24 protein-coding genes and 1 pseudogene are annotated in these 22,854 nt (G+C 67.0%); 9 read left to right on the forward strand and 16 right to left on the reverse strand.

From position 1 onward, the window contains the following. Nucleotides 1-136: 136 nt before the first annotated feature. The 4 genes from ACAG26_RS25925 to ACAG26_RS25940 all read left to right on the forward strand — a co-directional run bounded on the left by ACAG26_RS25925 (nt 137) and on the right by ACAG26_RS25940 (nt 3,421). Nucleotides 137-193, forward strand: coding sequence for a hypothetical protein (locus tag ACAG26_RS25925; RefSeq protein WP_370485981.1), 57 nt, complete (start codon nt 137-139; stop codon nt 191-193). A 116-nt stretch (nt 194-309) separates the two neighbouring features. Further along, nucleotides 310-1,989: a nitrite/sulfite reductase gene (locus ACAG26_RS25930; RefSeq protein ID WP_370485950.1), complete on the forward strand. Its 1,680-nt coding sequence runs from the start codon at nt 310-312 to the stop codon at nt 1,987-1,989. Continuing rightward, nucleotides 1,986-2,714 (forward strand): phosphoadenylyl-sulfate reductase, encoded by a 729-nt coding sequence (locus ACAG26_RS25935; RefSeq protein ID WP_370485951.1) that lies wholly within the window; start codon nt 1,986-1,988, stop codon nt 2,712-2,714. The genes ACAG26_RS25930 and ACAG26_RS25935 overlap by 4 nt, the downstream gene beginning before the upstream one ends. Further along, a complete protein-coding gene (locus ACAG26_RS25940) occupies nt 2,693-3,421 on the forward strand; it encodes a sirohydrochlorin chelatase (protein WP_370485952.1) in 729 nt (242 codons plus the stop codon). The genes ACAG26_RS25935 and ACAG26_RS25940 overlap by 22 nt, the downstream gene beginning before the upstream one ends. On the opposite strand, the gene ACAG26_RS25945 is transcribed toward ACAG26_RS25940, so the two are convergent. From ACAG26_RS25945 to ACAG26_RS25995, 11 genes and pseudogenes are all read right to left on the reverse strand, one after another. Beyond that, complete coding sequence (locus ACAG26_RS25945) at nt 3,418-6,321, reverse strand: RND family transporter (protein ID WP_370485953.1); 2,904 nt, start codon at nt 6,319-6,321, stop codon at nt 3,418-3,420. The two genes, ACAG26_RS25940 and ACAG26_RS25945, sit on opposite strands and share 4 nt — an antisense overlap. After that, nucleotides 6,318-6,749 carry an MmpS family transport accessory protein gene (locus tag ACAG26_RS25950; protein ID WP_370485954.1) on the reverse strand — a complete coding sequence of 144 codons (432 nt, stop codon included), beginning with the start codon at nt 6,747-6,749 and terminating at the stop codon, nt 6,318-6,320. The genes ACAG26_RS25945 and ACAG26_RS25950 overlap by 4 nt, the downstream gene beginning before the upstream one ends. A 15-nt stretch (nt 6,750-6,764) precedes the next feature. Then, on the reverse strand, nt 6,765-7,037 hold the full coding sequence (locus ACAG26_RS25955; RefSeq protein ID WP_370485955.1) for a metal-sensitive transcriptional regulator: 273 nt from the start codon (nt 7,035-7,037) through the stop codon (nt 6,765-6,767). Between the two features lie 176 nt (nt 7,038-7,213). Then, nucleotides 7,214-7,819 carry a disulfide bond formation protein DsbA gene (locus ACAG26_RS25960; RefSeq protein WP_370485956.1) on the reverse strand — a complete coding sequence of 202 codons (606 nt, stop codon included), beginning with the start codon at nt 7,817-7,819 and terminating at the stop codon, nt 7,214-7,216. Continuing rightward, a pseudogene (locus tag ACAG26_RS25965) lies at nt 7,816-8,225 on the reverse strand (DUF302 domain-containing protein). Before ACAG26_RS25965 ends, ACAG26_RS25960 begins: the two are co-directional and overlap by 4 nt. Nucleotides 8,226-8,499: 274 nt before the next feature. Continuing rightward, nucleotides 8,500-9,555 carry a sulfate/molybdate ABC transporter ATP-binding protein gene (locus ACAG26_RS25970; RefSeq protein WP_370485957.1) on the reverse strand — a complete coding sequence of 352 codons (1,056 nt, stop codon included), beginning with the start codon at nt 9,553-9,555 and terminating at the stop codon, nt 8,500-8,502. Then, the gene (gene cysW, locus ACAG26_RS25975) at nt 9,555-10,370 is read right to left on the reverse strand and encodes a sulfate ABC transporter permease subunit CysW (RefSeq protein ID WP_370485958.1); all 816 of its coding nucleotides are present in this window, start codon (nt 10,368-10,370) and stop codon (nt 9,555-9,557) included. Before cysW ends, ACAG26_RS25970 begins: the two co-directional genes overlap by 1 nt. Then, nucleotides 10,367-11,245, reverse strand: a complete 879-nt coding sequence (gene cysT, locus ACAG26_RS25980; RefSeq protein WP_370485959.1) for a sulfate ABC transporter permease subunit CysT — start codon at nt 11,243-11,245, stop codon at nt 10,367-10,369. Before cysT ends, cysW begins: the two co-directional genes overlap by 4 nt. Beyond that, nucleotides 11,242-12,240, reverse strand: a complete 999-nt coding sequence (locus tag ACAG26_RS25985; protein ID WP_370485982.1) for a sulfate ABC transporter substrate-binding protein — start codon at nt 12,238-12,240, stop codon at nt 11,242-11,244. The genes cysT and ACAG26_RS25985 overlap by 4 nt, the downstream gene beginning before the upstream one ends. Nucleotides 12,241-12,383: 143 nt before the next feature. Next, nucleotides 12,384-12,503, reverse strand: a complete 120-nt coding sequence (locus ACAG26_RS25990) for an Ms4533A family Cys-rich leader peptide (RefSeq protein WP_370485960.1) — start codon at nt 12,501-12,503, stop codon at nt 12,384-12,386. 111 nt (nt 12,504-12,614) lie between these two features. Then, the gene (locus ACAG26_RS25995) at nt 12,615-12,806 is read right to left on the reverse strand and encodes a hypothetical protein (RefSeq protein WP_370485961.1); all 192 of its coding nucleotides are present in this window, start codon (nt 12,804-12,806) and stop codon (nt 12,615-12,617) included. Between the two features lie 105 nt (nt 12,807-12,911). On the opposite strand from ACAG26_RS25995, the gene ACAG26_RS26000 reads away from it, so the two are divergent. Further along, nucleotides 12,912-14,927, forward strand: a complete 2,016-nt coding sequence (locus ACAG26_RS26000; RefSeq protein WP_370485962.1) for a glycoside hydrolase family 15 protein — start codon at nt 12,912-12,914, stop codon at nt 14,925-14,927. Nucleotides 14,928-14,932: 5 nt separating this feature from the next. On the opposite strand, the gene ACAG26_RS26005 is transcribed toward ACAG26_RS26000, so the two are convergent. Further along, nucleotides 14,933-15,646, reverse strand: a complete 714-nt coding sequence (locus ACAG26_RS26005; protein WP_370485963.1) for a sensor domain-containing protein — start codon at nt 15,644-15,646, stop codon at nt 14,933-14,935. Nucleotides 15,647-15,768: 122 nt separating this feature from the next. After that, on the reverse strand, nt 15,769-17,709 hold the full coding sequence (lepA, locus tag ACAG26_RS26010; RefSeq protein ID WP_370485964.1) for a translation elongation factor 4: 1,941 nt from the start codon (nt 17,707-17,709) through the stop codon (nt 15,769-15,771). 13 nt (nt 17,710-17,722) lie between these two features. Between lepA and ACAG26_RS26015 the strand changes: the two genes are divergently transcribed. Together ACAG26_RS26015 and ACAG26_RS26020 are read left to right on the forward strand one after the other, a co-directional pair. After that, nucleotides 17,723-18,337: a type II toxin-antitoxin system PemK/MazF family toxin gene (locus ACAG26_RS26015; protein WP_370485965.1), complete on the forward strand. Its 615-nt coding sequence runs from the start codon at nt 17,723-17,725 to the stop codon at nt 18,335-18,337. Nucleotides 18,338-18,429: 92 nt separating this feature from the next. Beyond that, on the forward strand, nt 18,430-19,326 hold the full coding sequence (locus tag ACAG26_RS26020) for a hypothetical protein (RefSeq protein WP_370485966.1): 897 nt from the start codon (nt 18,430-18,432) through the stop codon (nt 19,324-19,326). 70 nt (nt 19,327-19,396) lie between these two features. Here the strand turns inward: ACAG26_RS26020 and ACAG26_RS26025 are convergent, their stop codons facing one another. Together ACAG26_RS26025 and ACAG26_RS26030 are read right to left on the reverse strand one after the other, a co-directional pair. Further along, nucleotides 19,397-19,825 (reverse strand): CBS domain-containing protein, encoded by a 429-nt coding sequence (locus ACAG26_RS26025; protein WP_370485967.1) that lies wholly within the window; start codon nt 19,823-19,825, stop codon nt 19,397-19,399. Between the two features lie 72 nt (nt 19,826-19,897). Beyond that, on the reverse strand, nt 19,898-20,623 hold the full coding sequence (locus ACAG26_RS26030) for a hypothetical protein (RefSeq protein ID WP_370485968.1): 726 nt from the start codon (nt 20,621-20,623) through the stop codon (nt 19,898-19,900). A 184-nt stretch (nt 20,624-20,807) separates the two neighbouring features. On the opposite strand from ACAG26_RS26030, the gene ACAG26_RS26035 reads away from it, so the two are divergent. Then, entirely contained in the window at nt 20,808-22,058 is a 1,251-nt protein-coding gene (locus ACAG26_RS26035; RefSeq protein ID WP_370485969.1) for a hypothetical protein, read from the forward strand. 7 nt (nt 22,059-22,065) lie between these two features. Here ACAG26_RS26035 and ACAG26_RS26040 read toward each other — a convergent pair whose 3' ends face one another. Next, nucleotides 22,066-22,266 carry a hypothetical protein gene (locus tag ACAG26_RS26040; protein ID WP_370485970.1) on the reverse strand — a complete coding sequence of 67 codons (201 nt, stop codon included), beginning with the start codon at nt 22,264-22,266 and terminating at the stop codon, nt 22,066-22,068. 232 nt (nt 22,267-22,498) lie between these two features. Here ACAG26_RS26040 and rpsT point away from each other — a divergent pair, with 232 nt between their 5' ends. Beyond that, entirely contained in the window at nt 22,499-22,759 is a 261-nt protein-coding gene (gene rpsT, locus ACAG26_RS26045; RefSeq protein ID WP_370485971.1) for a 30S ribosomal protein S20, read from the forward strand. Nucleotides 22,760-22,854 lie beyond the last annotated feature (95 nt).

Consider the following 22,854-nt stretch of genomic DNA (forward strand, 5'->3'; position numbering starts at 1 on the left):
TGAAAACATCACCGGCCCCGTCAAGCCGCCCTTTTGCTCAGGGTGATCCCAACTTTGACCTGGTAGCGCGGTTCCCAGGCGGCTGTGGCACAATGGCCGGGTGACCGTCGCCCACCACACCTGGAACGTTGCATTGGTGGCGCGTCGGCACATCGATCTCAAGCGTGTCTGCAGCTGTCGCTGTCTGCCTTGATGTCGTAGACCCGCCCACCTGAACTTCCAGCTGGCCGCCGGATCTGCGCCGCCGGGACAGCCACCGGTGATTTGCGCGGTCCAAAGCCGGCTCCTCCGCGAAGGAGAGCTCGACCCATGACGGCACCGAAGACCAAGCCGCGCCCCGCCAAAACCCGCGATGAGGGGCAGTGGGCGTTGGGGCAGCGCGAGCCGCTCAACGGCAACGAGGAGTTCAAGCAGGACGACGCGCCGCTGAACGTGCGGGACCGCGTGGTGGACGTCTACGCCAAGCGGGGCTTCGATTCCATCGATAAGACCGACCTGCGCGGCCGGTTCCGCTGGTTGGGCCTGTACACCCAGCGCGAACAGGGCTATGACGGCAGCTGGACCGGCGACGAGAACGCCGACCTGCTGGAGGCTAAGTACTTCATGATGCGGGTGCGCTGTGACGGTAAGGCGTTGTCGGCGGCCGCGGTGCGCACCCTGGGCGAGATCTCCACCGAGTTCGCCCGGGATACCGCCGACATTTCTGACCGGCAGAACCTGCAGTATCACTGGATCGAGATCGAGAAGGTTCCGCAGATCTGGGACCGGTTGGCGGCGGTGGGCTTGCAGACCACCGAGGCGTGCGGTGACTGCCCGCGCGGCATGCTGGGTTCGCCGCTGGCCGGTGAGTCCCTGGATGAGGTGCTTGATGCTTCTCCCGCGCTCGATGAGATCGTGCGCCGCTATATCGGCAAACCCGAGTACGCCAACTTGCCGCGCAAGTTCAAGACCGCGATTTCTGGGCTGCAGGACGTCGCCCACGAGATCAACGACGTCTCCTTCATCGGCGTCCACCATCCCGAGCACGGCCCGGGCCTGGACTTGTGGGTGGGCGGTGGCCTGTCGACCAACCCGATGCTGGCCCAGCGGGTCGGGGTGTGGGTGCCGCTGGAGGAGGTGCCCGACGTGTGGGAGGCCGTCACCGCGATCTTCCGCGACTACGGCTACCGCCGGCTGCGGTCCAAGGCCCGGCTGAAGTTCCTGATCAAGGACTGGGGTGTGGAGAAATTCCGGGAGGTGCTCGAGCAGGAGTACCTCAAGCGGCCGTTGATTGACGGCCCGGCGCCGGATCCGGTCACCCACACCGTGGATCACGTCGGGATCCAGCGGCTCAAGAACGGACTCAACGCCGTGGGGGTGGCTTCGATCGCCGGGCGGGTGTCGGGCACCATCTTGTCGGCGGTGGCCGATCTGATGGAGCGGGCCGGCTCGGATCGGGCCCGGCTGACCCCGTATCAGAAGCTGATCATCCTCGACGTGCCCGACGATAAGCTCGATGAGCTGGTCGCCGGCCTGGACGCACTCGGGTTGGCGTCGGCGCCGTCGCTGTGGCGGCGAAACCTGATGGCCTGCACCGGGTTGGAGTTTTGCAAGTTGTCGTTCGTCGAAACCCGGACGCGTTCACAGTCGTTGGTGCCCGAGTTGGAGCGCCGCCTTCACGACATCAACGCTGGACTTGACGTGCCGGTCACCGTCAACATCAACGGCTGCCCCAACTCGTGTGCCCGCATCCAGGTCGCCGACATCGGCTTCAAGGGCCAGATGATCGACGACGGCAACGGCAACTCGGTGCCCGGTTTCCAGGTGCACCTGGGCGGCAGCCTGGGCGCTGACAGCGGGTTCGGTCGAAAGCTGCGCCAGCACAAGGTTGCCGATGCGGAGCTCGGTGACTACATCGACCGGGTGGTGCGTAACTTCGTCAAGCATCGCGATGACGGGGAGCGCTTTGCCCAGTGGGTGCTGCGCGCCGACGAGGACGACCTGCGATGAGTTTCACCGAAACGCAGTTGCGCGAGGTGGCCGCCCGCGGCGCCGCCGATCTGGACGGTGCGGACGCCACCGAGTTGCTGCGCTGGACCGATGAGAACTTCGGCGGCGTGCACGGCCCGCGCGGCGCGGCGACCTGCAACTACCTGGTGGCCTCCAATATGGCCGACGCGGTGCTGGTGGATCTGGCCGCCAAGGTGCGCCCCGGGGTGCCGGTGCTGTTTTTGGACACCGGGTATCACTTCGCGGAAACCCTCGGCACCCGCGATGCCGTCGAGGCGGTCTATGACATCTCGGTCCTCAACGTCACCCCCGAGCACACGGTCGCCCAGCAAGACGAGCTGCTGGGCAAGGACTTGTTCGCCCGCGACCCCGGCCAATGCTGCCGGCTGCGCAAGGTCGTGCCGCTGACCACCGCGTTGCGCGGCTACGCGGCCTGGGTGACCGGGCTGCGCCGGGTGGAGGCGCCCACCCGCGCCAACGCCCCGCTGATCAGCTTCGACGAGCAGTTCGGGCTGGTGAAGATCAACCCGCTGGCGGCCTGGACCGACGACGACATGGCCGACTACATCGCCGCCAACGATGTGCTGGTCAACCCGCTGGTCGAGGAGGGCTACCCGTCGATCGGCTGCGCGCCGTGCACCGCCAAACCGGCCGCCGGCGCCGACCCGCGCAGCGGGCGCTGGCAGGGCACCGCCAAGGTGGAATGCGGGCTGCACGCCTCGTGACGACGACCCTGGTGTTGACCGCGCACGGCAGCGCGGATCCGCGGTCGTCGGCCAACACCGCGGCGATCGCGGGCCATCTGCGTCGGGTGGCGCCCGAACTGGACGTGCGGGTGGCGTTTTGCGAGCACAACACCCCGAACCTGCGCGACGTGCTGCCCGGGTCCTCCGGCGACGTTGTCGTCGCGCCGTTGTTGTTGGCCAGCGCCTACCACGCGCGCATCGACATCCCCGGGTTGATCGCCCAGACCGGCGCCCGGGTGCGCCAGGCCGACGTGCTCGGCGAGGACGAGCGGCTGCTGCAGGTGATGCGCCAACGGCTCACCGAGGCCGGCGCCTCCCGGTTCGACGCCGGGTTGGGGGTGCTGGTCGTGGCGGTGGGCTCGTCGAACCCGGCCGCCAACGCCCGCACGGCCCGCCTGGCCGGCGCCCTGGCCCGCGGAACCCGGTGGGCGGGCGTGGAAGTCGGCTTCGCCACCGGACCCGCCGCCTGCCTACCACAGGCCGCCGCGCGGCTGCGTGACCAAGGCGCCACCCACCTGGCGATCGCCCCCTGGTTTTTGGCGCACGGCCGCATCACCGACCGGGTCGCCCACTACGCCGCCACCACCGGGATCATGATGGCCGAACCACTGGGCCCACACCGACTAGTGGCCGCCACCGTCCTGGACCGGGTCGAAGACACCCTGGCCGCGCGGATCGCCGCTTAACCAACCAGCGCAGGCCTGCGGGTGGGCGTATCCGTGTCCTCACCCAGCAATAGCGAACGGACCAGCCGGCGCGGCCCGAACGGCCGCAGCATGCTGCTGGCTGGCCGCGGCCGCACCTTCAGCGGCCACCAGAACCATCGTCCCAGGAGCGCCGCAATCGACGGTGTCAACAAGGAGCGCACGATCAAGGTGTCGAACAACAGGCCGATACCGATCGTGCTGCCCGCCTGGCCGATGGAGTGCAGGTCACTGGCGACCATCGACATCATCGTGAAGGCGAACACCAGGCCCGCCGCGGTGACGACCCCACCGGTTCCGCCCATCGATCGGATGATGCCCGTCTTGAGTCCGGCGCCGATCTCTTCCTGGAACCGGGACACCAGCAGCAGGTTGTAGTCGGAGCCAACCGCCAACAGGATGATCACCCCGAACACCGGTGCGATCCAGTTCAACTCGAGGCCGAAAATATGCTGCCAGATCAACACGGACAGCCCGAAAGCAGCACCCAGCGACAACAGCACGGTGCCGACGATCACCAGTGACGCGACCAGGGCCCGGGTGATGATCACCATCACGACGAAGATCAGCGTCAACGCCGCAATACCCACGATCAGGATGTCGAACTTCGACCCGGTTTGGATGTCGTTGTACACCGCCGCCGTCCCGGCCAGGTAGAACTTCGCATTGGTCAGCGAGGTGCCCTTCACCGCGTCATGCGCGGCGTCCAGCGCCGGTTTGACGGCCGAGATGCCGGCCGGGGTGGCCGGATCCGAACGATAGGTGATGATGAAGCGCGCCGCCGTACCGTCCGGCGACAGAAACAGCTTCAGGCCCTTCTGGAAGTCGGCGTTGTCGAACGCTTCCGGGGGAAGGTAGAAGTAGTCGTCGCTCTTGGCGGAGTCGAACGCCTGGCCCATCGCGCTGGCCGTGTCGGTCATCCGAGACATTTGGGTGAGAAGTCCCGAGAAACTGCTGTGCATCGTTAACAGGCTGCCCCGCATCGATTGCGCGACCGCGATGATCGGCGGGAACTGTTCGACCATGCGGGGGATCACCGTGTTCAGGTCGTCGACGTCGGTGAGCAGCGGCGCCAGGTTCGAACTGAACTTGTCGACGCCGTCGTATGCGTCGAACACCGAACGCACCGCCCAGCAGATCGGGATGCCGACGCAGTGCTGCTCCCAGTAGAAGTAGTTGCGGACCGGCCGCGCGACGTCATCGAAATCCGCGATGTGATCACGCATCTCGTCTAACGTGTCTTTGATCTCGGTCAGGTGGCCGGCCATATTCTGCGTGGTGTCGCCGATCTGTCCGACCAGCGTGCGCAGCCGCTCCATGGACGTGACCATGGCGCCCAGATCGTCGCTCATCGTGAGCATGTCGGCCATCCGGTCTTTCATGAACCGCAGGTTTTCTTGGATGGGGATGGCCTGCATGCTGATCTGAAACGGTATCGACGAGTGGTCGATCGGACTTCCCAACGGCCTGGTGATGCTTTGTATTCTCTCGACACCGGCGGTGCGGAAGAGGTTCTTGGCAATTCGGTCCAGGATGATCATGTCGGCGGGGTTCCGCATGTCGTGATCACCCTCGACCATCAAGATGTCCGGGTTCATGCGCGCCGCGCTGAAATGGCGTTCGGCGGCGTCGTAGCCGACGTTCGACGGAAGACCCGCGGGGATGTAGTAGCGATCGTTGTAGCTGATCTTCATACTCGGCATGATCAGCAGGCCGACGATGACGACGATCAGTGCGGCCACGAACACCGGCGCGGGCCAGCGGACGGATGCCGTACCGACCCGTCGCCACCCGCGGGTTCTGATCATCCGCTTCGGATCGAGCAGACCGAACCGGCTGGCCACCGCGACCACGGCCGGCCCCGCCGTCAACGCACCGGCGATGACCACCAGCAGCCCCAGCGCGGAGGGAATCCCCAACGCCTTGAAATAGGACAACCGCGCGAAGTGCAGGCACAGCGTGGCACCGGCGATCGTCAGACCCGAACCCAAAATCACATGATAGGTGCCACGGAACATGGTGTAGTACGCGGTTTCCCGGTCCTCACCGGCCTGACGTGCCTCCTGATAACGCCCGACCAGGAATATCCCGTAGTCCGTTCCGGCCGCGATGGCCAGCGATGACAGCATCGCGACGACGAATGTCGAGAATCCCAACAGCCCATGGTTGCCGAGCAGCGCGACGACCCCCCTGGCCGTACCCATCTCGAATCCGACCATGACGAGGACGAGCAGTACCGTGCTGACGGAGCGATAGACCAGCGCGAGCATGATCACGATGACCAGCCCGGTCACCCCCATCATTTTGAACATGCTCTTGTCCGCGGCCTCGGTCATGTCGGTGGTGAGCGCCGCCGGCCCGGTCACGTATGCCTTGATCCCGCCCGGCGGCGGTGTGTCGCCGACGATCTTGCGCACCGCGTCGACCGATTCGTTGCCCACGGTGCTGCCCTGGTCACCGGTCGTGTTGATCTGCGCATAGGCCGCTTTGCCGTCTGCGCTCTGCGCGCCGGCGGCCGTGATCGGATCCCCCCACAGATCCTGGACGTGCTGGATGTGTTGGGGATCGGCCCGCAGTTTGCCCACCACCGTGTCGTAGTAGCGGTGCGCCTCGGCGCCGAGTTCACCCTCGCTTTCCACGACCAGCATCACGATGCTGTCGGAATCAAACTCCTCGAACTTCGCACCGATATGTTTCGCCGCGATCAGCGCCGGCGCGTCATGCGGTGACATGGTCACCGCATGCGTTCGTGCCACCGATTCGATCGGTGGCACCAGAACGTTCACCGCGACCGTCAGCAACAGCCACCCGATGATGACCGGCCAGGCGAAGCTGCGCACCATCCGCATGAACATCGGGCGAGCGTCGTCGTGGCCGTTCATGCGGCTTTCACCAGACAAAAGACCTGGGCGTGATGCCCGTTGGTGAACTGCTCATCCTTGACATCACCGTTGACGGTGATGCGGCACCCGATACCGTCGCCGTCACCCTGGGCCACCAGATTGGCGACCACCACCGGCGCCGTTGTGGTGATCGTATGCGCCCACGGGAGCTCGGCGAAGTCCGCGTCCTCCGGTTGGGTGACGGCGTTCAAGTAGCTCACGCCGCCGCCGGTGCCGCTGGGCCCGAAAACCTCGTAGCGCACCTCTTTGGTGTTGATCGAGGCGATCGCCGCCGAACCGCTGCCGTTCCACGCGAAGATCTCGTCGGAGCCGAACACAGCGCGCAACCGCACCACGGCCACGCCACCGAGTGCCACCGCCGCGACCACGATCAGCGGCACCCAAACCCGCTTCAGCACGGTGAGCATCGAAATTTCCCTTCGTCAGGACAAGGTCAAGAACAGCTTTTCGAGTTCGTCTTCGGACAGGTTGGCCCCGAGTTCGCTATCGGCTCCGGTGATGCACTGGCGCATTCCGGCAGCGACGATCTTGAAGCCGGCACGGTCGATCGCGCTGCCGACAGCAGCCAGTTGGGTGACGACGTCCCGGCAGTCACGGCCCGCTTCGATCATCGCGATGACCCCGGCCAGTTGGCCCTGGGCACGCCGCAGGCGCTTGAGTACCAGGTCCTTGGCGTTGGTGTCGGTGGCGCTCATAATCCATCTCGCTTTCACCACAACGGGTTATCGACGCCACCAGGGGCGTGTTGTCATTTCCGGGTGCCCACCGCACCACTGCGACGGCGGTACCCGAGCCTGCACCTCGGCGACGTGGCGACCGCAACCCGACCAGCTGATCAGCCCGCAGGTCCGGCACCGCACGGCGTGGCACATCAGCGACGCCCCGGCACCGACGGGGGCCCCTGGTACGGGCGTTGCAGGACAGCAAATCCGGGTGTCGACACCGCGGTCAGCACGGCGTCCAGCAGCGCGATGCCGCCGTCTCGAGCGGGGACCTCGGTCAGCACCGGACCGAAGAACCCGGTGCCGTCCACCGCGATGATCGGGCTACCGCCAGCCCCGCCGAGCACGTCCTGACTGCGTTGATGCGCCGCACGCACGCCGTCATCCCACCCGGGGTCATCGAGTGCATCGATGAGCGCGGGACCGAGATTTGCGGCCGCCAGCGCCTCTTTGACCGTGCCGTCAGCCAACTCCGCGCCCTCGTTGTGCACCAGGACGCCGAATGCCTCGTAGAGTTCGCCGAACGAGCCGGGCCCACCGCGCGCAACCGCGGCGAAGACCCGCCCCACCCGGCCGGCCCAGTCGAGCTTGACGCGCTGTGCCGGTGCCATATCGCGACCCTCGTTGAGCACCGCCAGGCTCATTTGCCGCAGCTCCACGTCGCACCCGGCGGCACCGGCCACATCAAGTAACCACCGTGACGTCACCCAGGCGAACGGGCAGATCGGGTCGACGTAGAGCTCGATGGCGCTCATGACAGTTCCTCGGCCAACGTGCCGAGGGCGGCCCGGAGCTGCCGTGCCGCCTGCTCGGCGACCGGCACCAACGCCGAGTCGTCGACGACCTGCGCCATCAACTGCGGGTTCATCGCCTCGACGTGCACCGTTGCCGGGTTGTCCGCGTCTTCGCGGACCACCACGTTGCAGGGCATCAGCAACCCGACGTGCTTGTGCGCCGACAGCGCCGCATGGGCCAGCGGCGGGTTGCAGGCGCCCAGGATCAGGTAGCGCTCCATCGACTCGCCAAGCTCTGTTGGAGGGTCGCTTGCACGTCGATCTCGGTGAGCACACCGAACCCGTTGTCTTTGAGCACTTCCCGAGTCCTCAACACCACCTTGTCGAAGTCGGCCGTCTCGAACGATGCACTGATCGCGATGGACATAATCCGCCTTTCTGCTCCGCGCGCCGACGGGTCCAACCCGACGCCACCAGCACGTCCTGATATACCCCCGCGGGTATACGCATGAGGCTATCCAATACCCAGGGGGGTATGCAAGTGGGTGTGCGAAATGAGGCGCAGTTCACTCACGCGGATGCGACGGCACACGTTGAAATCGCGCCACGGACGCACAGCCGACGGCAAACACCGCCATGAACGCACAGCCAATGCCCCAGGCCAGGAACGACTACGTCGATTCCCGGCTCGCGGTCAGCCCCTAAGCCGAGGTCAGCGTGCTCTCATCGTGTCCGGGGTACTCCACGCCACCGTCGCCGTTCAGCGGCGGCACATGGGTGGCCCGCACGTAGACGGTGTCGCCCTCGGCCAGCCCCAGCGCCTCGGCGTCGCCGCGGGTGATTTGCGCGGTGAACGATCCCTGGGTGGCCGCGCTGGTCAACTCGACCCGCACCTCAAACCCCAGCGCCACCACCCGGTCGACGGTGGCGCGCACCACGCCGGTGGTCCCCCCGGTCCCGTCGCTGGCGGCGATCGCCAGGTCCGGGGTGCGCCCGACCCGGATGTCGTGCGGTCGCACCAGCGCGCCGTTGAGCGACGACACCGCCCCCAGAAACGACATGACAAAGGCGTTGGTCGGCGCGTCGTACACCTGGGTCGGTGAGCCGACCTGCTCGATGCGGCCCTTGTTGAGCACCGCGATCCGGTCGGCCACATCCAGCGCCTCGGCCTGGTCGTGGGTGACCAGCACGGTGGTGACGTGCACCTCGTCGTGCAGGCGGCGCAGCCAAGTCCGCAGATCCTCGCGGACCTTGGCGTCCAGCGCACCGAACGGCTCGTCGAGCAGCAGCACCTGCGGGTCGACCGCCAGCGCGCGGGCCAGCGCCATGCGCTGGCGCTGCCCGCCGGACAGCTGGTTGGGGTAGCGGCCCTGAAACCCGCTGAGCCCCACCACCTCGAGCAGGTTGTCGACCTTGGCCTTGATCTCGGACTTGGGTCGGCGGCGGATCTTCAACCCGAACGCGACGTTGTCGCGGACCGTCATGTGCTTGAACGCCGCGTAGTGCTGGAACACGAACCCGATGCCGCGCCGCTGCGGCGGCACCCCGGTGACGTCGCGCCCGTTGATGGTGATGGTGCCGGTGTCGGGCCGGTCGAGGCCGGCGATGGCGCGCAGCAGGGTGGATTTGCCCGACCCGCTGGGCCCCAGCAGCGCGGTGAGCGACCCGGCGGGCACCACGAAGTCGACGTTGTCCAGCGCGGCGAAATCGCCGTAGTGCTTATTGGCGCCGGTCACGGTGATCGCGTTGTCAGTCACTAGGACACCTCCTTGCCCGCGCGCCGGGCATCCAAAATCACCTGCACCACCAGGACCAGCACCGAAACCGCCATCAGCAGGGTGGACAACGCGTAGGCACCGTACTCGGCGCCGCGGTTGTAGCGGTCGGAGACCAGCAGCGTCAGGGTCTGCGAGGTCCCCGGCAGGTTCGACGACACCATCAGCACCGCGCCGTATTCGCCCAGCGTCCGCGCCACGGTCAGCACGATGCCGTAGGTCAGCCCCCACCGGATCGACGGCAGCGTGATCCGCCAAAACGTCTGCCACCAGCCGGCGCCCAGGGTGGCCGCCGCCTCCTCCTGGTCGGTGCCCAGTTCGTGCAGCACCGGTTCGACTTCCCGGATCACGAACGGCAGGGTGACGAACAGGCTGGCCAGCACGATGCCCGGCAACCCGAAGATGATCTTGATGCCGAGGTTGTTTTCGACGAACCCCAACGCGCCCGCCGACCCCCACAGCACGATCAGGGCCACACCGACGATGACCGGCGACACCGCGAACGGCAGGTCGATGATCGCCTGTAGCGCGCCCTTGCCCCGGAACCTGTTGCGCGCCAACACCAGCGCGGTCGGGATCCCGAAGATCAGGTTCAACGGCACCACGATCGCCACCACCAGCAGCGTCAAGTCCAGCGCCGCGATGGCGGCCGGGGTGGAGATGTAGTCGAAGAACTGCCCCAGCCCCGGGGCGAAGGTGCGCCACAGGATCAGCGCGACCGGCACCACCAGCAGCACGAAGACATAGCCGAGTGCCAGGTAGCGGGTGAGGTAGCGGATCGCCGCGGAGGGGGTCATGCCGCCTGCTCCTCACGTTTGGCGGCGCGCGAGCCCACGGTGCGCAGGATGAACAGCACCACGAACGAAATCGTGAGCAGCACAATGGAGATGGCCGCCGCCCCGGTGCGGTCGTCGTTTTCGATGAGGGTGCGGATCCACTGCGAGGACACTTCGGTCTTGCCCGGCACCGCGCCCCCGATCAGCACCACCGAGCCGAATTCGCCGATGGCGCGCGAGAACGCCAACCCGGCCCCGGTCAGCAGCGCCGGGGTCAGCGCCGGCAACACGATGGTGGTGAAGATCGTCGCGCCGCCCGCCCCCAGCGAGGCGGCGGCTTCCTCGGCGTCCCGGTCGATTTCGAGCAGCACCGGCTGCACGGCGCGCACCACGAACGGCAGCGTGACGAACGCCAACGCCACCGCGACACCCCAGCCGGTGTGCTGCAGGTGCAGTCCGACCGGGCTGTGCGGCCCGTACAGGGCCAGCATCACCAGGCTGGCGACGATGGTGGGCAACGCGAACGGCAGGTCGATGATGGCGTCGATCAGCCGTTTGCCCGGGAAGTCGTCGCGCACCAGCACCCAGGCGATCAGCAGCCCGAAGATCAGGTTGAGCACGGTGACCCCGGCCGAGATCGTCAGCGTCACCCGGAACGAGTCCAGCGCGGCGTGCGAGCTGACCGCCAACCAGAACGCCTGCCAGCCACCGCCCACGGCCTGCCAGCCGATCGCGGCCAGCGGCAACAACACGATGATCGACAGCCACACCACCGCGGTGCCCACCCGCAGCGAGGTGCTGCCCAGCCGCTGCCCCAGCTGCGCCGCTACCCCACTGCGGGCGCGGTCGAGTTCGGACCCGGCGGTGGCCTTGTCCGGTTCTGCGGTCGTGGTCATCCGGTGGCCTGCATGTAGATCTTGGTGATGGCACCGTTGCGTTTGTCGAACAGCCGCGGGTCCACGCTGTCCCAGCCGCCCAGGTCGGTGATCGTCCACAGTTTCTCCGGCACCGGGAACTCATCGCGGAAGTCGGCGGCGACGGCCGGATCGACCGGCCGGAAACCGGACTGGGCCCACAGCTTTTGCGCCTGCGCGGTGTACTGGAAGTTCTTGAACGCGGTCGCGACGTCGAGATGGTTACTGGTGGTGACCACCGCCATCGGATTGTCGATTTTGAAGGTCTGCGGCGGGTTGAGGTGTTGCACCGGTTTGCCCTGCCGTTCGGTGGCGATGGCCTCGTTTTCGTAGCTGATCAGCACGTCGCCGCTGCCCTGGACGAACACGTCGGTGGCCTCCCGACCCGATCCCGGACGCAGTTTGACGTGCTCGCTGACCAGTTTGTGCACGAAATCCAACCCGGCCTGCGCGTTCTTGCCGCCGCCGCTTTTCACCGCGTAGGGGGCCAGCAGGTTCCATTTGGCCGAACCCGAACTCAGCGGGCTGGGGGTGATGACCTCCACCCCGGGCCGCAACAGGTCATCCCAGTCCTTGATGTGTTTCGGGTTGCCCTTGCGCACCACCAGGGTGACCACCGACCCGAACGGCAGACCCTTGGTGGCGTCTTTGTCCCAGTCCGGGGACACCTTGCCGGCCTGCACCAGCCGGGTGATGTCGGGTTCCACCGAAAAGTTCACGATGTCGGCGGGTTTGCCGGCCGCCACCCCGCGGGACTGGTCGGCCGACGCGCCGTAGGAGGTGACCACCTCCACGTCCTTGCCCTCCTCGGAGGCGGTGAACGCCGGAATCACCGCGCTCCAGCCGGGTTCGGGGGCCGAGTAGGCGACCAGCGTGAGGCTGGTGTGCGCACCGCTGCGGCTGCTGCCGCCGACGACGTCGCTGGGGCCGCCGCCGCAGGCCGCGAGCAGGGCAGCGCCCAGCACCGCGCTGAGCATCAGCACGGCGGCGCGTCGGGCCTGGTTGAACATGGGTGACCTTTCAGTGCGGGCTTCAGCGATACGGCCCGTCGCGACGGAAAGGTGCTCAGTAGTTAAGGGTCACGCACTGACAAAGCCACACCGCGGACGGGACTCTCACGTCAGCGACAACAGTGCACATCGGCCACAGCGCAATTTCCCACGGCAATGAGCGCCAAGATGTGGCACTCACCGTTACCGGACGCTGCGAGCATGCCGCGAAGCCTAACAGAATTTCTCATCACCGCAGGCCCAGGCCCGGCCGCGTCAGCGGGTCAGCAGCCAGGTGACGATCACCAGCACGATCAAGATCACCAACACCAACGTCACCCGGGATCGCGGCAGCCCGCCCATCAGGTCTCCTCGTCGCTGTGCCAGGCGCGCCGCATCAGCTGGATGCCGTTGCCGAGCAGGCCGTCCATCAGCACCGCGGCCAGGTAGGCGATCACCAACACCACCGGCATCACCACGATGGTCTGTATCACAAAGCCGAGCCCGGACAGCCACAGTTCGATGCCGTCCCACCAGCTCAGGAACCCAGCCACGCCGCCCACCCTATGCGGCTGGCCCGGTGAAACCAACATCGCCGCGATGGCCGACACACCTTCCCGAGGTGGACGCCGGGCCGGTCGGCAGATGATGATGGCCGCATGGTCCTGCATGCCAAGCCCGCCGACCAGCACACCACCGAGCCCGCCGACAAGACCATCGCCCGACCGCTGACCATGAGCACCCCGGTGCCGTACGTGGCGGGCGCCCCGCTGCGCAACCCGTTCCCGCCGATCGCCGACTACGCGTTTTTGTCCGACTGCGAGACGACCTGCCTGATCTCCGCGGCCGGCTCGGTGGAGTGGATGTGTGTGCCGCGCCCGGATTCCCCGAGCGTGTTCGGCGCGATCTTGGACCGCAGCGCCGGGCATTTCCGGCTGGGACCCTACGGGGTGTCGGTGCCGTCGGCGCGGCGCTACCTGCCCGGCAGCCTGATCCTGGAGACCACCTGGCAGACCCATACCGGCTGGTTGATCGTGCGCGACGCGCTGGTGATGGGGCCCTGGCACGACATCGAGACCCGGTCGCGCACACATCGGCGCACCCCGATGGACTGGGACGCCGAACACATTTTGCTGCGCAGTGTGCGCTGCGTCAGCGGCACCGTCGAGCTGGTGATGAGCTGCGAGCCGGCCTTCGACTACCACCGGCTCGGCGCCAGCTGGGAGTACTCGGCCAACGGCTACAGCGAGGCGGTCGCCCGGGCCACCAAGAACCCCGACGGCCACCCGACGCTGCGGCTGACCACCAACCTGCGGCTGGGGTTGGAGGGCCGCGAGGCCCGGGCCCGCACCCGGCTCAAGGAGGGCGACAACGTCTTCGTCGCGCTGAGCTGGTCGCGGCATCCGGCGCCGCAGACCTACGAAGAGGCCGCCGACAAGCTGTGGAACACCACCGAGTTCTGGCGGCAGTGGATCAATATCGGCAACTTCCCCGACCACCCGTGGCGGGCGTTCCTGCAGCGCAGCGCGCTGACGTTGAAGGGGCTGACCTATTCGCCGACCGGCGCGCTGCTGGCGGCGTCCACCACCTCGCTGCCGGAGACCCCGCACGGCGAACGCAACTGGGATTACCGCTACAGCTGGGTGCGCGATTCGGCGTTCACGCTGTGGGGTCTGTACACGCTGGGCTTGGACCGCGAGGCCGACGACTTCTTCTCCTTCATCGCCGACGTGTCCGGCGCCAACAACGGTGAACGCCATCCGCTGCAGGTGATGTACGGCGTCGGCGGCGAACGCAGCCTGGTCGAGGAGGAACTGCACCACCTGTCCGGCTATGACCACGCCCGCCCGGTGCGGATCGGCAACGGCGCCTACAACCAGACCCAGCACGACATCTGGGGCACCATGCTGGATTCGGTGTACCTGCACGCCAAGTCGCGCGAACAGGTGCCCGAGACGCTGTGGCCGGTGCTCAAGGCCCAGGTCGAGGAGGCGGTGAAGCATTGGCGGGAGCCCGACCGCGGGATCTGGGAGGTGCGCGGCGAACCGCAGCACTTCACCTCCAGCAAGATCATGTGCTGGGTGGCGTTGGATCGCGGCGCCAAACTCGCCGAGCGGCAGGGCGAACGCAGCTACGCCCAGCAGTGGCGGGAGATCGCCGACGAGATCAAGGCCGACGTGCTCGAACACGGGGTGGATTCGCGCGGCGTGTTCACCCAGCGCTACGGCAGCGATGCGCTGGACGCGTCGCTGCTGCTGGCGATCCTGACCCGGTTCTTGCCGTCGGATGACCCGCGGGTGCGCGCGACCGTGCTGGCCATCGCCGACGAGCTCACCGAGGACGGCCTGGTGCTGCGCTACCGCGTCGAGGAGACCGACGACGGGCTGGCCGGCGAGGAGGGCACCTTCACCATCTGCTCGTTTTGGCTGGTGTCGGCGCTGGTGGAGATCGGCGACGTCAACCGCGCCAAGCGGCTGTGCGAGCGGCTGCTGTCGTTCGCCAGCCCGCTGCACCTGTACGCCGAGGAGATCGAGCCGCGCACCGGTCGGCACCTGGGCAACTTCCCGCAGGCGTTCACCCATCTGGCGTTGATCAACGCGGTGGTGCACGTGATCCGGGCCGAGGAGGAAGCCGAAAGCACCGGCACCTTCCAGCCCGCCAACGCCCCGATGTGACGGCGTCAGCTCAGGTCGGTGACCTTGTTCATCATGGTGTGCGCGATGTCGACCGCGCTGTTTTTCTGCTCCCCCGACACGTCGCGGTAAAACGACACCTGCACCTCGACGAGGCAATTCACCCGGACCCCCAGCGCCCGCAGGCCTGGGATCGTCCCGCTATCGAAGCTGAAACTGGTGTTGGCCGATAGGACCGAATCGGCGACTTTGGGTCGGCTCAGGGTAAAGGTGTCACCCCGGGACGTCTCCGCATCGCCGTCGCGGTGCTCCCACTGCTTGGTCAGCTCCTCGAACACGGTGTCGGCGTCCGCGGCGCTGGGCAACGCGACCACGCCCTCTTCCACGTCGATCACCGTCGCGTCGCGGTCATTCCGCGGCGTCCACCAGATCTCCCGGGCGGCGTCCCGTACGTCGGCGGAGTCGTAGCTGCTCTTTTGCATCAGGCCGACCGCTAGCGCGCAGTCCGGGGACGAGACGTCCGGTCGTTCGTCGAACGCGTCGTCGCCGAACCGCGGCGCCAGGTTGGGGTCGCTTTCGAAGGACTGGTCCAGCATCTTCTCCAGTTCGGCGTCGTCGAGCAGCACCTGCTTGACGGCGCGACCGGCGAGCGGATTCGGGGTCAGCCCCGACGCCGGGTGCACCGTGCCGTCCACGATGCGGGTGCAGCCGCTCACCACCGCCAGCGCCAACAGCAGCACCGCGACCCTCCGCCTAGCCACCATCTGCGTCCTTCCCGCCGCTTAGCTCGCTACTCGGCTCGCTGAGATTGCGTCTAGGGTTGCGATCTCGCCGAAAGCACAGCCCTGGCCGCAATCTCACCGCGACGCCAGCGGTGTGCCCGTCACCTCTTGGCCTTGTCCCCGCCGGCATCGGTGGACAGCGCCGCGACGAACGCCTCCTGCGGCACGTCGACCCGTCCGATGGTCTTCATCCGCTTCTTGCCTTCCTTCTGCTTTTCCAGCAGTTTGCGTTTCCGGGTGATGTCGCCGCCGTAGCACTTGGACAGCACATCCTTGCGGATCGCGCGGATGTTTTCGCGGGCAATGATTTTCGAGCCGATCGCGGCCTGCACCGGCACCTCGAACTGCTGGCGCGGAATGAGTTCCTTGAGCTTGGTGGTCATCTTGTTGCCGTAGGCCGCCGCGGCGTCCTTGTGCACGATGGCGCTGAACGCGTCGACGGCCTCGCCCTGCAGCAGGATGTCGACCTTGACCAGCGCGGCTTCCTGTTCGCCGGCCTCCTCGTAGTCCAGGCTGGCGTAGCCGCGGGTGCGGGATTTCAGCGCGTCGAAGAAGTCGAAGATGATCTCACCCAGCGGCAGGGTGTAGCGCAGCTCGACGCGTTCGGGTGACAGGTAGTCCATGCCGCCGAGTTCGCCGCGGCGCGACTGGCACAGCTCCATGATGGTGCCGATGAACTCGCTGGGCGCGATGACGGTGGTTTTGACCACCGGCTCATACACGGTGCCGATCTTGCCCTCCGGCCAGTCCGACGGGTTGGTGACGATCACCTCGGTGCCATCGTCTTTCACCACCCGGTACACCACGTTGGGCGAGGTCGAGATGAGGTCCAGGTCGAATTCGCGTTCCAGGCGCTCCCGGGTGATCTCCATGTGCAGCAGGCCCAAAAAGCCGCAGCGGAACCCGAAGCCCAGCGCCACCGAGGTCTCCGGCTCGTAGGTCAGCGCGGCGTCGTTGAGCTGCAGCTTGTCCAGCGCGTCCCGCAGATTCGGGTAGTCCGAACCGTCGACCGGGTACAGGCCCGAGTACACCATCGGCTTGGGTTCGCGGTAGCCGGTGAGTGCCTCGGTGGCGCCGTGCCGCGCGGTGGTGACCGTGTCGCCGACCTTGGACTGCCGGACGTCCTTCACCCCGGTGATCAGGTAGCCGACCTCGCCGACCCCGAGGCCCTTGGTGGCCTTGGGTTCCGGGGACACGATGCCGACCTCGAGCAGTTCGTGGGTGGCGCCGGTGGACATCATCGCGATCTTCTCCCGCGGCGTGATCTTGCCGTCGACGACGCGGACGTAGGTGACCACGCCGCGGTAGATGTCGTAGACGGAGTCGAAGATCATCGCCCGGCTGGGCGCGTCGGGGTCACCGGTGGGCGGGGGCACCTGCCGGACCACCTCGTCGAGCAGTTCGGCCACCCCCTCGCCGGTCTTACCGGACACCCTTAATACGTCGCCGGGTTCGCAGCCGATGATGTGCGCGATTTCTCCCGCGTAGCGGTCCGGGTCGGCGGCCGGCAGGTCGATCTTGTTGAGCACCGGGATGATGGCCAGGTCGCGGTCCAGCGCCAGGTACAGGTTGGCCAGGGTTTGCGCCTCGATGCCTTGGGCGGCGTCGACCAGCAGCACCGCGCCCTCGCAGGCCGCCAGCGCGCGGGACACCTCGTAGGTGAAGTCGACGTGGCCGGGGGTGTCGATCAGGTGCAGCACATGGTCGGTGTCCCCGACACGCCAAGGCAGCCGCACGTTTTGCGCCTTGATGGTGATGCCGCGTTCCCGCTCGATGTCCATCCGGTCCAGGTACTGGGCGCGCATCGACCGCTCGTCGACGACGCCGGTGAGCTGCAGCATCCGGTCCGCCAGCGTGGACTTGCCGTGATCGATGTGGGCGATGATGCAGAAGTTCCGAATCTGCGCCGGCGCGGTGAAGGTTTGGTCGGCGAAACTGCTGATGGGAATCTCCTGGTTGACGGGGTGGGACAGCGGCGGGGCGCGGCTTCCAGGGTATCCAGCGACGAGCCGGACAACACAATCGCGCCTCAGCGTTGTCACCTATGCTGGCGCCATGGCTTCCCCGCGGAGGACCGGGTGGCAGACGTTTCAGCGGTTTGCCGAAAACCTCGTGTTCAACGAGGCCCCGCGGGTCATCCGCCAGCTCCAGCAGGTGCCCGCCGTCCAGCAGGGCATTCAACGCGGCATCCAGCAGGGCATCAAGATCGGTCTGGACGTCCTGTCCGGCGCCTCCTCGGAGCCGCCGGTCGCGATCCCGGCCGGTCGCCCGGTGACCAGCAGCAGCGTCCCGACCGCGCATCGGGCCCGCAAAGTGGTCTATGCCCCGGATCTGGACGGCCGCGCCGACCCGGGCGAAGTGGTGTGGACCTGGGTGGTTTATGAGGAGGATCCCACCCGCGGCAAGGACCGGCCGGTGCTGGTGGTGGGCCGCGACCGGCACACCCTGCTGGGGTTGATGTTGTCCAGCCAAACCCACCATCACGACGACCCGGACTGGGTCGGCATCGGCGTCGGCCCGTGGGATTACGAGGGCCGGCCCAGCTGGGTGCGGTTGGACCGGGTGCTCGACGTTCCCGAGGAAGGGATCCGGCGCGAGGGCGCGATCCTGGACCGCGCCCTGTTCGACGTGGTCGCGACCCGGCTGCGGGCCGGCTACTCGTGGAGTTGAGCCGTCTCGCCTAGCCCAACGCACTGACATGGCGTGGGTATTTATGTAAAACTTACGGAATTATCAGCTTGGTACCATCTCGGGGGGTTGCCATGTTCGGACGTTTCGTCGCCTTGGCTGCGCTCGGAGTGGCCGCCGCCGCACCGCTCAGCTTTGCCCCCGCCAAACCCGCCCTACCCGCCTGGGTCGATGTGTTGTTGGCGGCGGACGAGACCGCGCTCATCCTGGGTCCCAGTGGAACCGCAACCCCGAATCAGACCTACATCGACACCGTCGTCAACAACTACCTGAGCCCCGAGGGCTACACCGGCGGCGACGCGGGTGCTAGCGCGCTCACCACACCGGAGCAGTTCAGCGGTGCCAGCTACACCCAGGGTGAGGCCGACGTGATCGAGAAGCTGGTGGAGTTGCAACAAAGCGGGGCCTTGTCGTCGGCTGATCCGACGTACCTGTTCGGGTACTCGCAGAGTGCCACGATCTTGTCGGCCGTGGACTCCAACCTGCACAATCCGCAGTGGGTGGAAAGTGTGTTGACCAGCCCCAACTTGGGCGGCGCCGCGCTGTCGCCGGCGCAAGCCGCCGCCGACGCGCAAACCCTGACCCAAATCGACCCGAGCGACCTGCACCTGGTGTTGGTGGGAGACCCGGCAGCCGACCCGGGCGACGGCATACTGCCGGGCTTCGACAACGCGGCGTTCACGCAGTCGTGGCTGCAAGACTTCGGCTTCCCCGAGATGATGGGCGTCAACAGCAACGCCGACCTTTCCCCTACCGACGTGTTCACCCTCGACGGGGACAACTGGGCGCAAGCGCAGTCGTTGCTGGGAATCCCCGACCTGTCCAGCTGGCAACACCTCGCCTATCTGGGACTCGAAGCCTCAAACTTCACCCCAGTAGCAACCGATGGTCTCACCGACTACTTCAACGCCGCCGACGACTCGGTCAACGCGCTCACCGCCCTGTGGGATGCGCTGTTGGCCTCTCTCTAACGCTGCGCCCGTGATTCAATCGGGTTTCCCGGCCGCGTTCGACATCGACGGTGGTGTCGTCGTCAGGGGCTTAGCCCTGGGTGATGTAGGACTGCAGCTGCTCCTGCTCGGCTTGCAGCTCTTCGATCCGGGTTTTGACGACGTCACCGATGCTGACGATCCCGACCAGCCGGCCCTGCTCGAGCACCGGCACATGCCGGATCCGGTTCTCGGTCATCAGCACGCTGACGTCGTCCACCGAATCGGATTTGGTGCAGCTGGCCACCACGGAGGTCATGATCGTCGACACCGGGCGGGCCAGCATGCTGGCGCCGTGGGCGTGCAACTCGCGCACCACGTCACGCTCCGAGACCACACCCTCCAGGCCATCCGGTCCGACCACCACCATGGCGCCGATGTTGTGCTCGGCGAGCCCGGCGAGCAAGTCCCGCACTGAAGCATCCGGGTCGATGGTCACCACCGCTGCGCCCTTATTCCGCAACACGTCCGTTATTCGCATCCAGACCTCCGCGTTTGTGATCCGGTTCACACTAGGCTACGCCACGCCCGCGGTGGGTGATCCGTTCCCGGGTCAGTGGAGGGACCCGATGACCTCCAGGCAGTAGGTCAGTGGCGGCTCCGGATAGGCCAGCGGCTGCTGATCGCCGCCGCACAATCCGGGGTCGTCCACGCCGTCACGCCGCAGCGCAACCCGGACCGTGGGCTCGGTGAAACCGGGTGTGCACCCGGTGGGTTCGAACAAGTGCGTGACGATGCCCTGCTGATAGCAGGTGCCGACAGCCAAGTCGTCCTGCAGGCACAGCCCGCCGCCACCGCCCTCGAGGGTGGCGTACTCGTCGGTGGGACAGTTCTTCTGCCCCGTGTACTTCTTGGCCACAATCACCCGTGCGTCCGGCGACGAGCAGGGCAGTTCGTGGACGTCGCCGGGTTTAACCAGAATCGTCGTGTCCAGCTTGAGGCAGGTGCCGACGGCGTAGTCGAACAATGGCTCGTCGCCGCCGCTGCTATGCCCGTGGTGATGGAAAACGCCGCCGACAACAGCTTTGGCCGCGATCAACCCGATCAGCACCGTCGCGGCACGGCCGATCCGTTTCCCGATCGACGGCTTCGCCTTCGGGGTGGGCGCCGTGGGCGGAAGTGATTGCGGCGGCGGGTAACCGCCGGACGGAGGCGGTGGATATGCGCCCGACGGAGGCGGATAGCCACCCGGAGCGGGCGGCGGGTAGGCCCCCGACGGCGGCGGCGGATAACCGCCACCGGGTTGCCCGGCTCCGGGCTCGTAATTGCCTTCCGTCATGGGTCCCCCTGGTGTCGAAGGCGAGAAAGTCCCAGGGAGCTTATCGCGGCCACGAGGCCCCGACCGGCGGCAACTTGAGCGGCGATCACCACCGTCGGCATGGCCGCGCCGCGGCACGGCTTTCATCGAACCGGACCGTAGGCTGAGGTCAACAAAGAGCGCGGAAGCCGGGGAAGACATAAGCATGCGAAGATCAGCCGCTCGCATCCTCGGCGCGCTGGTGACCGCGGTGACGCTGGTGGGCTGCACCTCGACGGTGACCGGAATTCCGGTGCAGGCGCCAGCGGATCCCGATGCCGCGATCGTGGCACTGCTGGACACCGGCAACTACCCGATCGTGGCCCGCGACCCGTTCGGTACAGCGGGCAGCGGCGGTTCCCACTTCGAAGCGCACCGGATCGCCGAAAATGTGGTCGGCCCGTGGCAGGTCAACGTCGACCTGCGGCAACAACCGCCCCTCGAGAACCTGGGTTTCACCGCACCCATCGCGTCGTTCATTCCCACCTCGTTCGATTTGCCGGACCCGCTGCCCGAGATCGCGGTCGCACACGGGTTCATCGCCGGCTTCTCCAGTTATCGGGTGACGCGGGGCTCCTTCCCGCACCGCGAGCTGCGCAATATGGTGCTGCGGTTCCCCGACCCCGGGTCGGCTGCGGCGGCCGCCGGCGAAATGGCGGGCGCGGTTCCGCAGACCCGCGAGGCGCCCCGACGGCCGTTGACCCTCCCCGACCACCCCGCGGCGATTTCCTCGGCCTACGACGACGGCGGCGGTATCGCGATCGACAGCTTCTTCGTGCACGGGCCGTACGTCTTCTACGAGTCCGCCGCGGTCACCAACGACAACAACAACGAAAGCAGTGCCAGTCGGCTCATCGACAACGCGCTGATCACGCAGGAACGCTTGATCGACCAGTTTGAGCCGACCGATCCGGCAAAGCTGGGCGACCTGCCGAAAGACCCGACCGGCTCGTTGCTGGCCCACACCCTGCAGGCACCGGGCGTCGGCGAGGCCGGCCTCAGCGATGGGGCGTGGCGGCCCACTGCCTGGCTGCACTTTGAGGACGATCCCGTCGACGCGGCGACACTGTTTCGCGACGCCGGGGTCGTGTGGGTGACGCAGCTCCTGACGACGGTGTATCAAACGCCTAGCTCCGGTGCGTCCACGCGCGTGGCCGACTGGGTCGCCAAGCAGATGAGCGGGGTGCCGGAGGTCAAACCCACCGCGACCGGGGTGCCCGGTTACCCGTCGGCCCGATGTTTCACTCGGACTAAAGGGGCGGCAGCGAAAACGGCGCCGGTGTCGATGCAGCGCGTCGCCTGGCACTACAAGTGCGTCGCGCGGATCGGCCGATACGCCTTCACCGCGTTCTCGGATGACGAGAAGGACGTCAAACAGCAGATCTCGGCGCAATACCTGATCCTGGCCGGCGCGTAGGCGACCGTCACGGGGTGCGCCGAGTGCGGCTGGTCGGCAGCAGCGCCCCGGCGACGATCAGCCACACCAGACCGCCGAGCCGCGCGATCGGCAGCAACGGGGCCACTCCGGGCCACACCAGCACCAGTGTCGTCACCTCGGCGATCGCCGCGAACGCCAGACCCACCCACGCCAGCGGCCGCGGCAGGCAAGGCCAGCCACCAACCACGCGGCTGTCCGCGGTTGCCGTCGCGCGCCGAATCGGTCATGCGGTCGACGTTAGGTGTGGTCAGAACACGCGAAGCAGTTCCACGGCTGCGGCAGCCGCGTCGCCTTTACCAAGGCCAGGGACGTTCCGCTTTGGGAGATCGCCGCGGCGACTGGTAACCTGAACAGTCGCTGCCCAGGCGCCCGGATGCCCTGAGGCACCCCAAGCCGAGATTTTGAGAAGGAATTAACGCGTGGCCAACATCAAGTCGCAGGAAAAGCGCAACCGCACCAACGAGCGCGCCCGGCTGCGCAACCAGTCGGTGAAGTCGTCGCTGCGCACCGCGGTCCGCGCATTCCGCGAGGCCACCGAGGCCGGCGAGAAGGACAAGGCCGCCGAACTGCTGGTGGCGACCGGTCGCAAGCTCGACAAGGCCGCCAGCAAGGGCGTGATCCACAAGAACCAGGCCGCGAACAAGAAGTCGGCGCTGGCCCGGGCGTTCAACAAGCTCTGAGTCACCGCGCTTAGCCGCGCGAGCAGACTGTAAAAAGCCCTATTTCCGCAGGAAATGGGGCTTTGTACAGTCTGCGTGTCGAGATTGCGTCGGTG

Origin of the sequence: Mycobacterium sp. pUA109 (genome assembly GCF_041287095.1) — a bacterium.
Lineage (GTDB): Bacteria > Actinomycetota > Actinomycetes > Mycobacteriales > Mycobacteriaceae > Mycobacterium.

Excerpts from the sequence above, each read along its gene's own strand:
- ACAG26_RS26035 (WP_370485969.1), top strand. The coding sequence starts at position 20,808 with ATGCGAAGATCAGCCGCTCGCATCCTCGGCGCGCTGGTGACCGCGGTG.
- ACAG26_RS26020 (WP_370485966.1), top strand. The coding sequence starts at position 18,430 with ATGTTCGGACGTTTCGTCGCCTTGGCTGCGCTCGGAGTGGCCGCCGCC.
- ACAG26_RS25940 (WP_370485952.1), top strand. The coding sequence starts at position 2,693 with ATGCGGGCTGCACGCCTCGTGACGACGACCCTGGTGTTGACCGCGCAC.
- ACAG26_RS25945 (WP_370485953.1), bottom strand. The coding sequence starts at position 6,321 with ATGAACGGCCACGACGACGCTCGCCCGATGTTCATGCGGATGGTGCGC.
- ACAG26_RS26015 (WP_370485965.1), top strand. The coding sequence starts at position 17,723 with ATGGCTTCCCCGCGGAGGACCGGGTGGCAGACGTTTCAGCGGTTTGCC.
- ACAG26_RS25960 (WP_370485956.1), bottom strand. The coding sequence starts at position 7,819 with ATGAGCGCCATCGAGCTCTACGTCGACCCGATCTGCCCGTTCGCCTGG.
- cysW (WP_370485958.1), bottom strand. The coding sequence starts at position 10,370 with ATGACCCCCTCCGCGGCGATCCGCTACCTCACCCGCTACCTGGCACTC.
- ACAG26_RS25955 (WP_370485955.1), bottom strand. The coding sequence starts at position 7,037 with ATGAGCGCCACCGACACCAACGCCAAGGACCTGGTACTCAAGCGCCTG.
- ACAG26_RS25990 (WP_370485960.1), bottom strand. The coding sequence starts at position 12,503 with ATGAGAAATTCTGTTAGGCTTCGCGGCATGCTCGCAGCGTCCGGTAAC.
- cysT (WP_370485959.1), bottom strand. The coding sequence starts at position 11,245 with ATGACCACGACCGCAGAACCGGACAAGGCCACCGCCGGGTCCGAACTC.
- ACAG26_RS25930 (WP_370485950.1), top strand. The coding sequence starts at position 310 with ATGACGGCACCGAAGACCAAGCCGCGCCCCGCCAAAACCCGCGATGAG.
- ACAG26_RS26000 (WP_370485962.1), top strand. The coding sequence starts at position 12,912 with ATGGTCCTGCATGCCAAGCCCGCCGACCAGCACACCACCGAGCCCGCC.
- ACAG26_RS25950 (WP_370485954.1), bottom strand. The coding sequence starts at position 6,749 with ATGCTCACCGTGCTGAAGCGGGTTTGGGTGCCGCTGATCGTGGTCGCG.
- ACAG26_RS25985 (WP_370485982.1), bottom strand. The coding sequence starts at position 12,240 with ATGCTCAGCGCGGTGCTGGGCGCTGCCCTGCTCGCGGCCTGCGGCGGC.
- ACAG26_RS26025 (WP_370485967.1), bottom strand. The coding sequence starts at position 19,825 with ATGCGAATAACGGACGTGTTGCGGAATAAGGGCGCAGCGGTGGTGACC.
- ACAG26_RS26030 (WP_370485968.1), bottom strand. The coding sequence starts at position 20,623 with ATGACGGAAGGCAATTACGAGCCCGGAGCCGGGCAACCCGGTGGCGGT.
- ACAG26_RS25935 (WP_370485951.1), top strand. The coding sequence starts at position 1,986 with ATGAGTTTCACCGAAACGCAGTTGCGCGAGGTGGCCGCCCGCGGCGCC.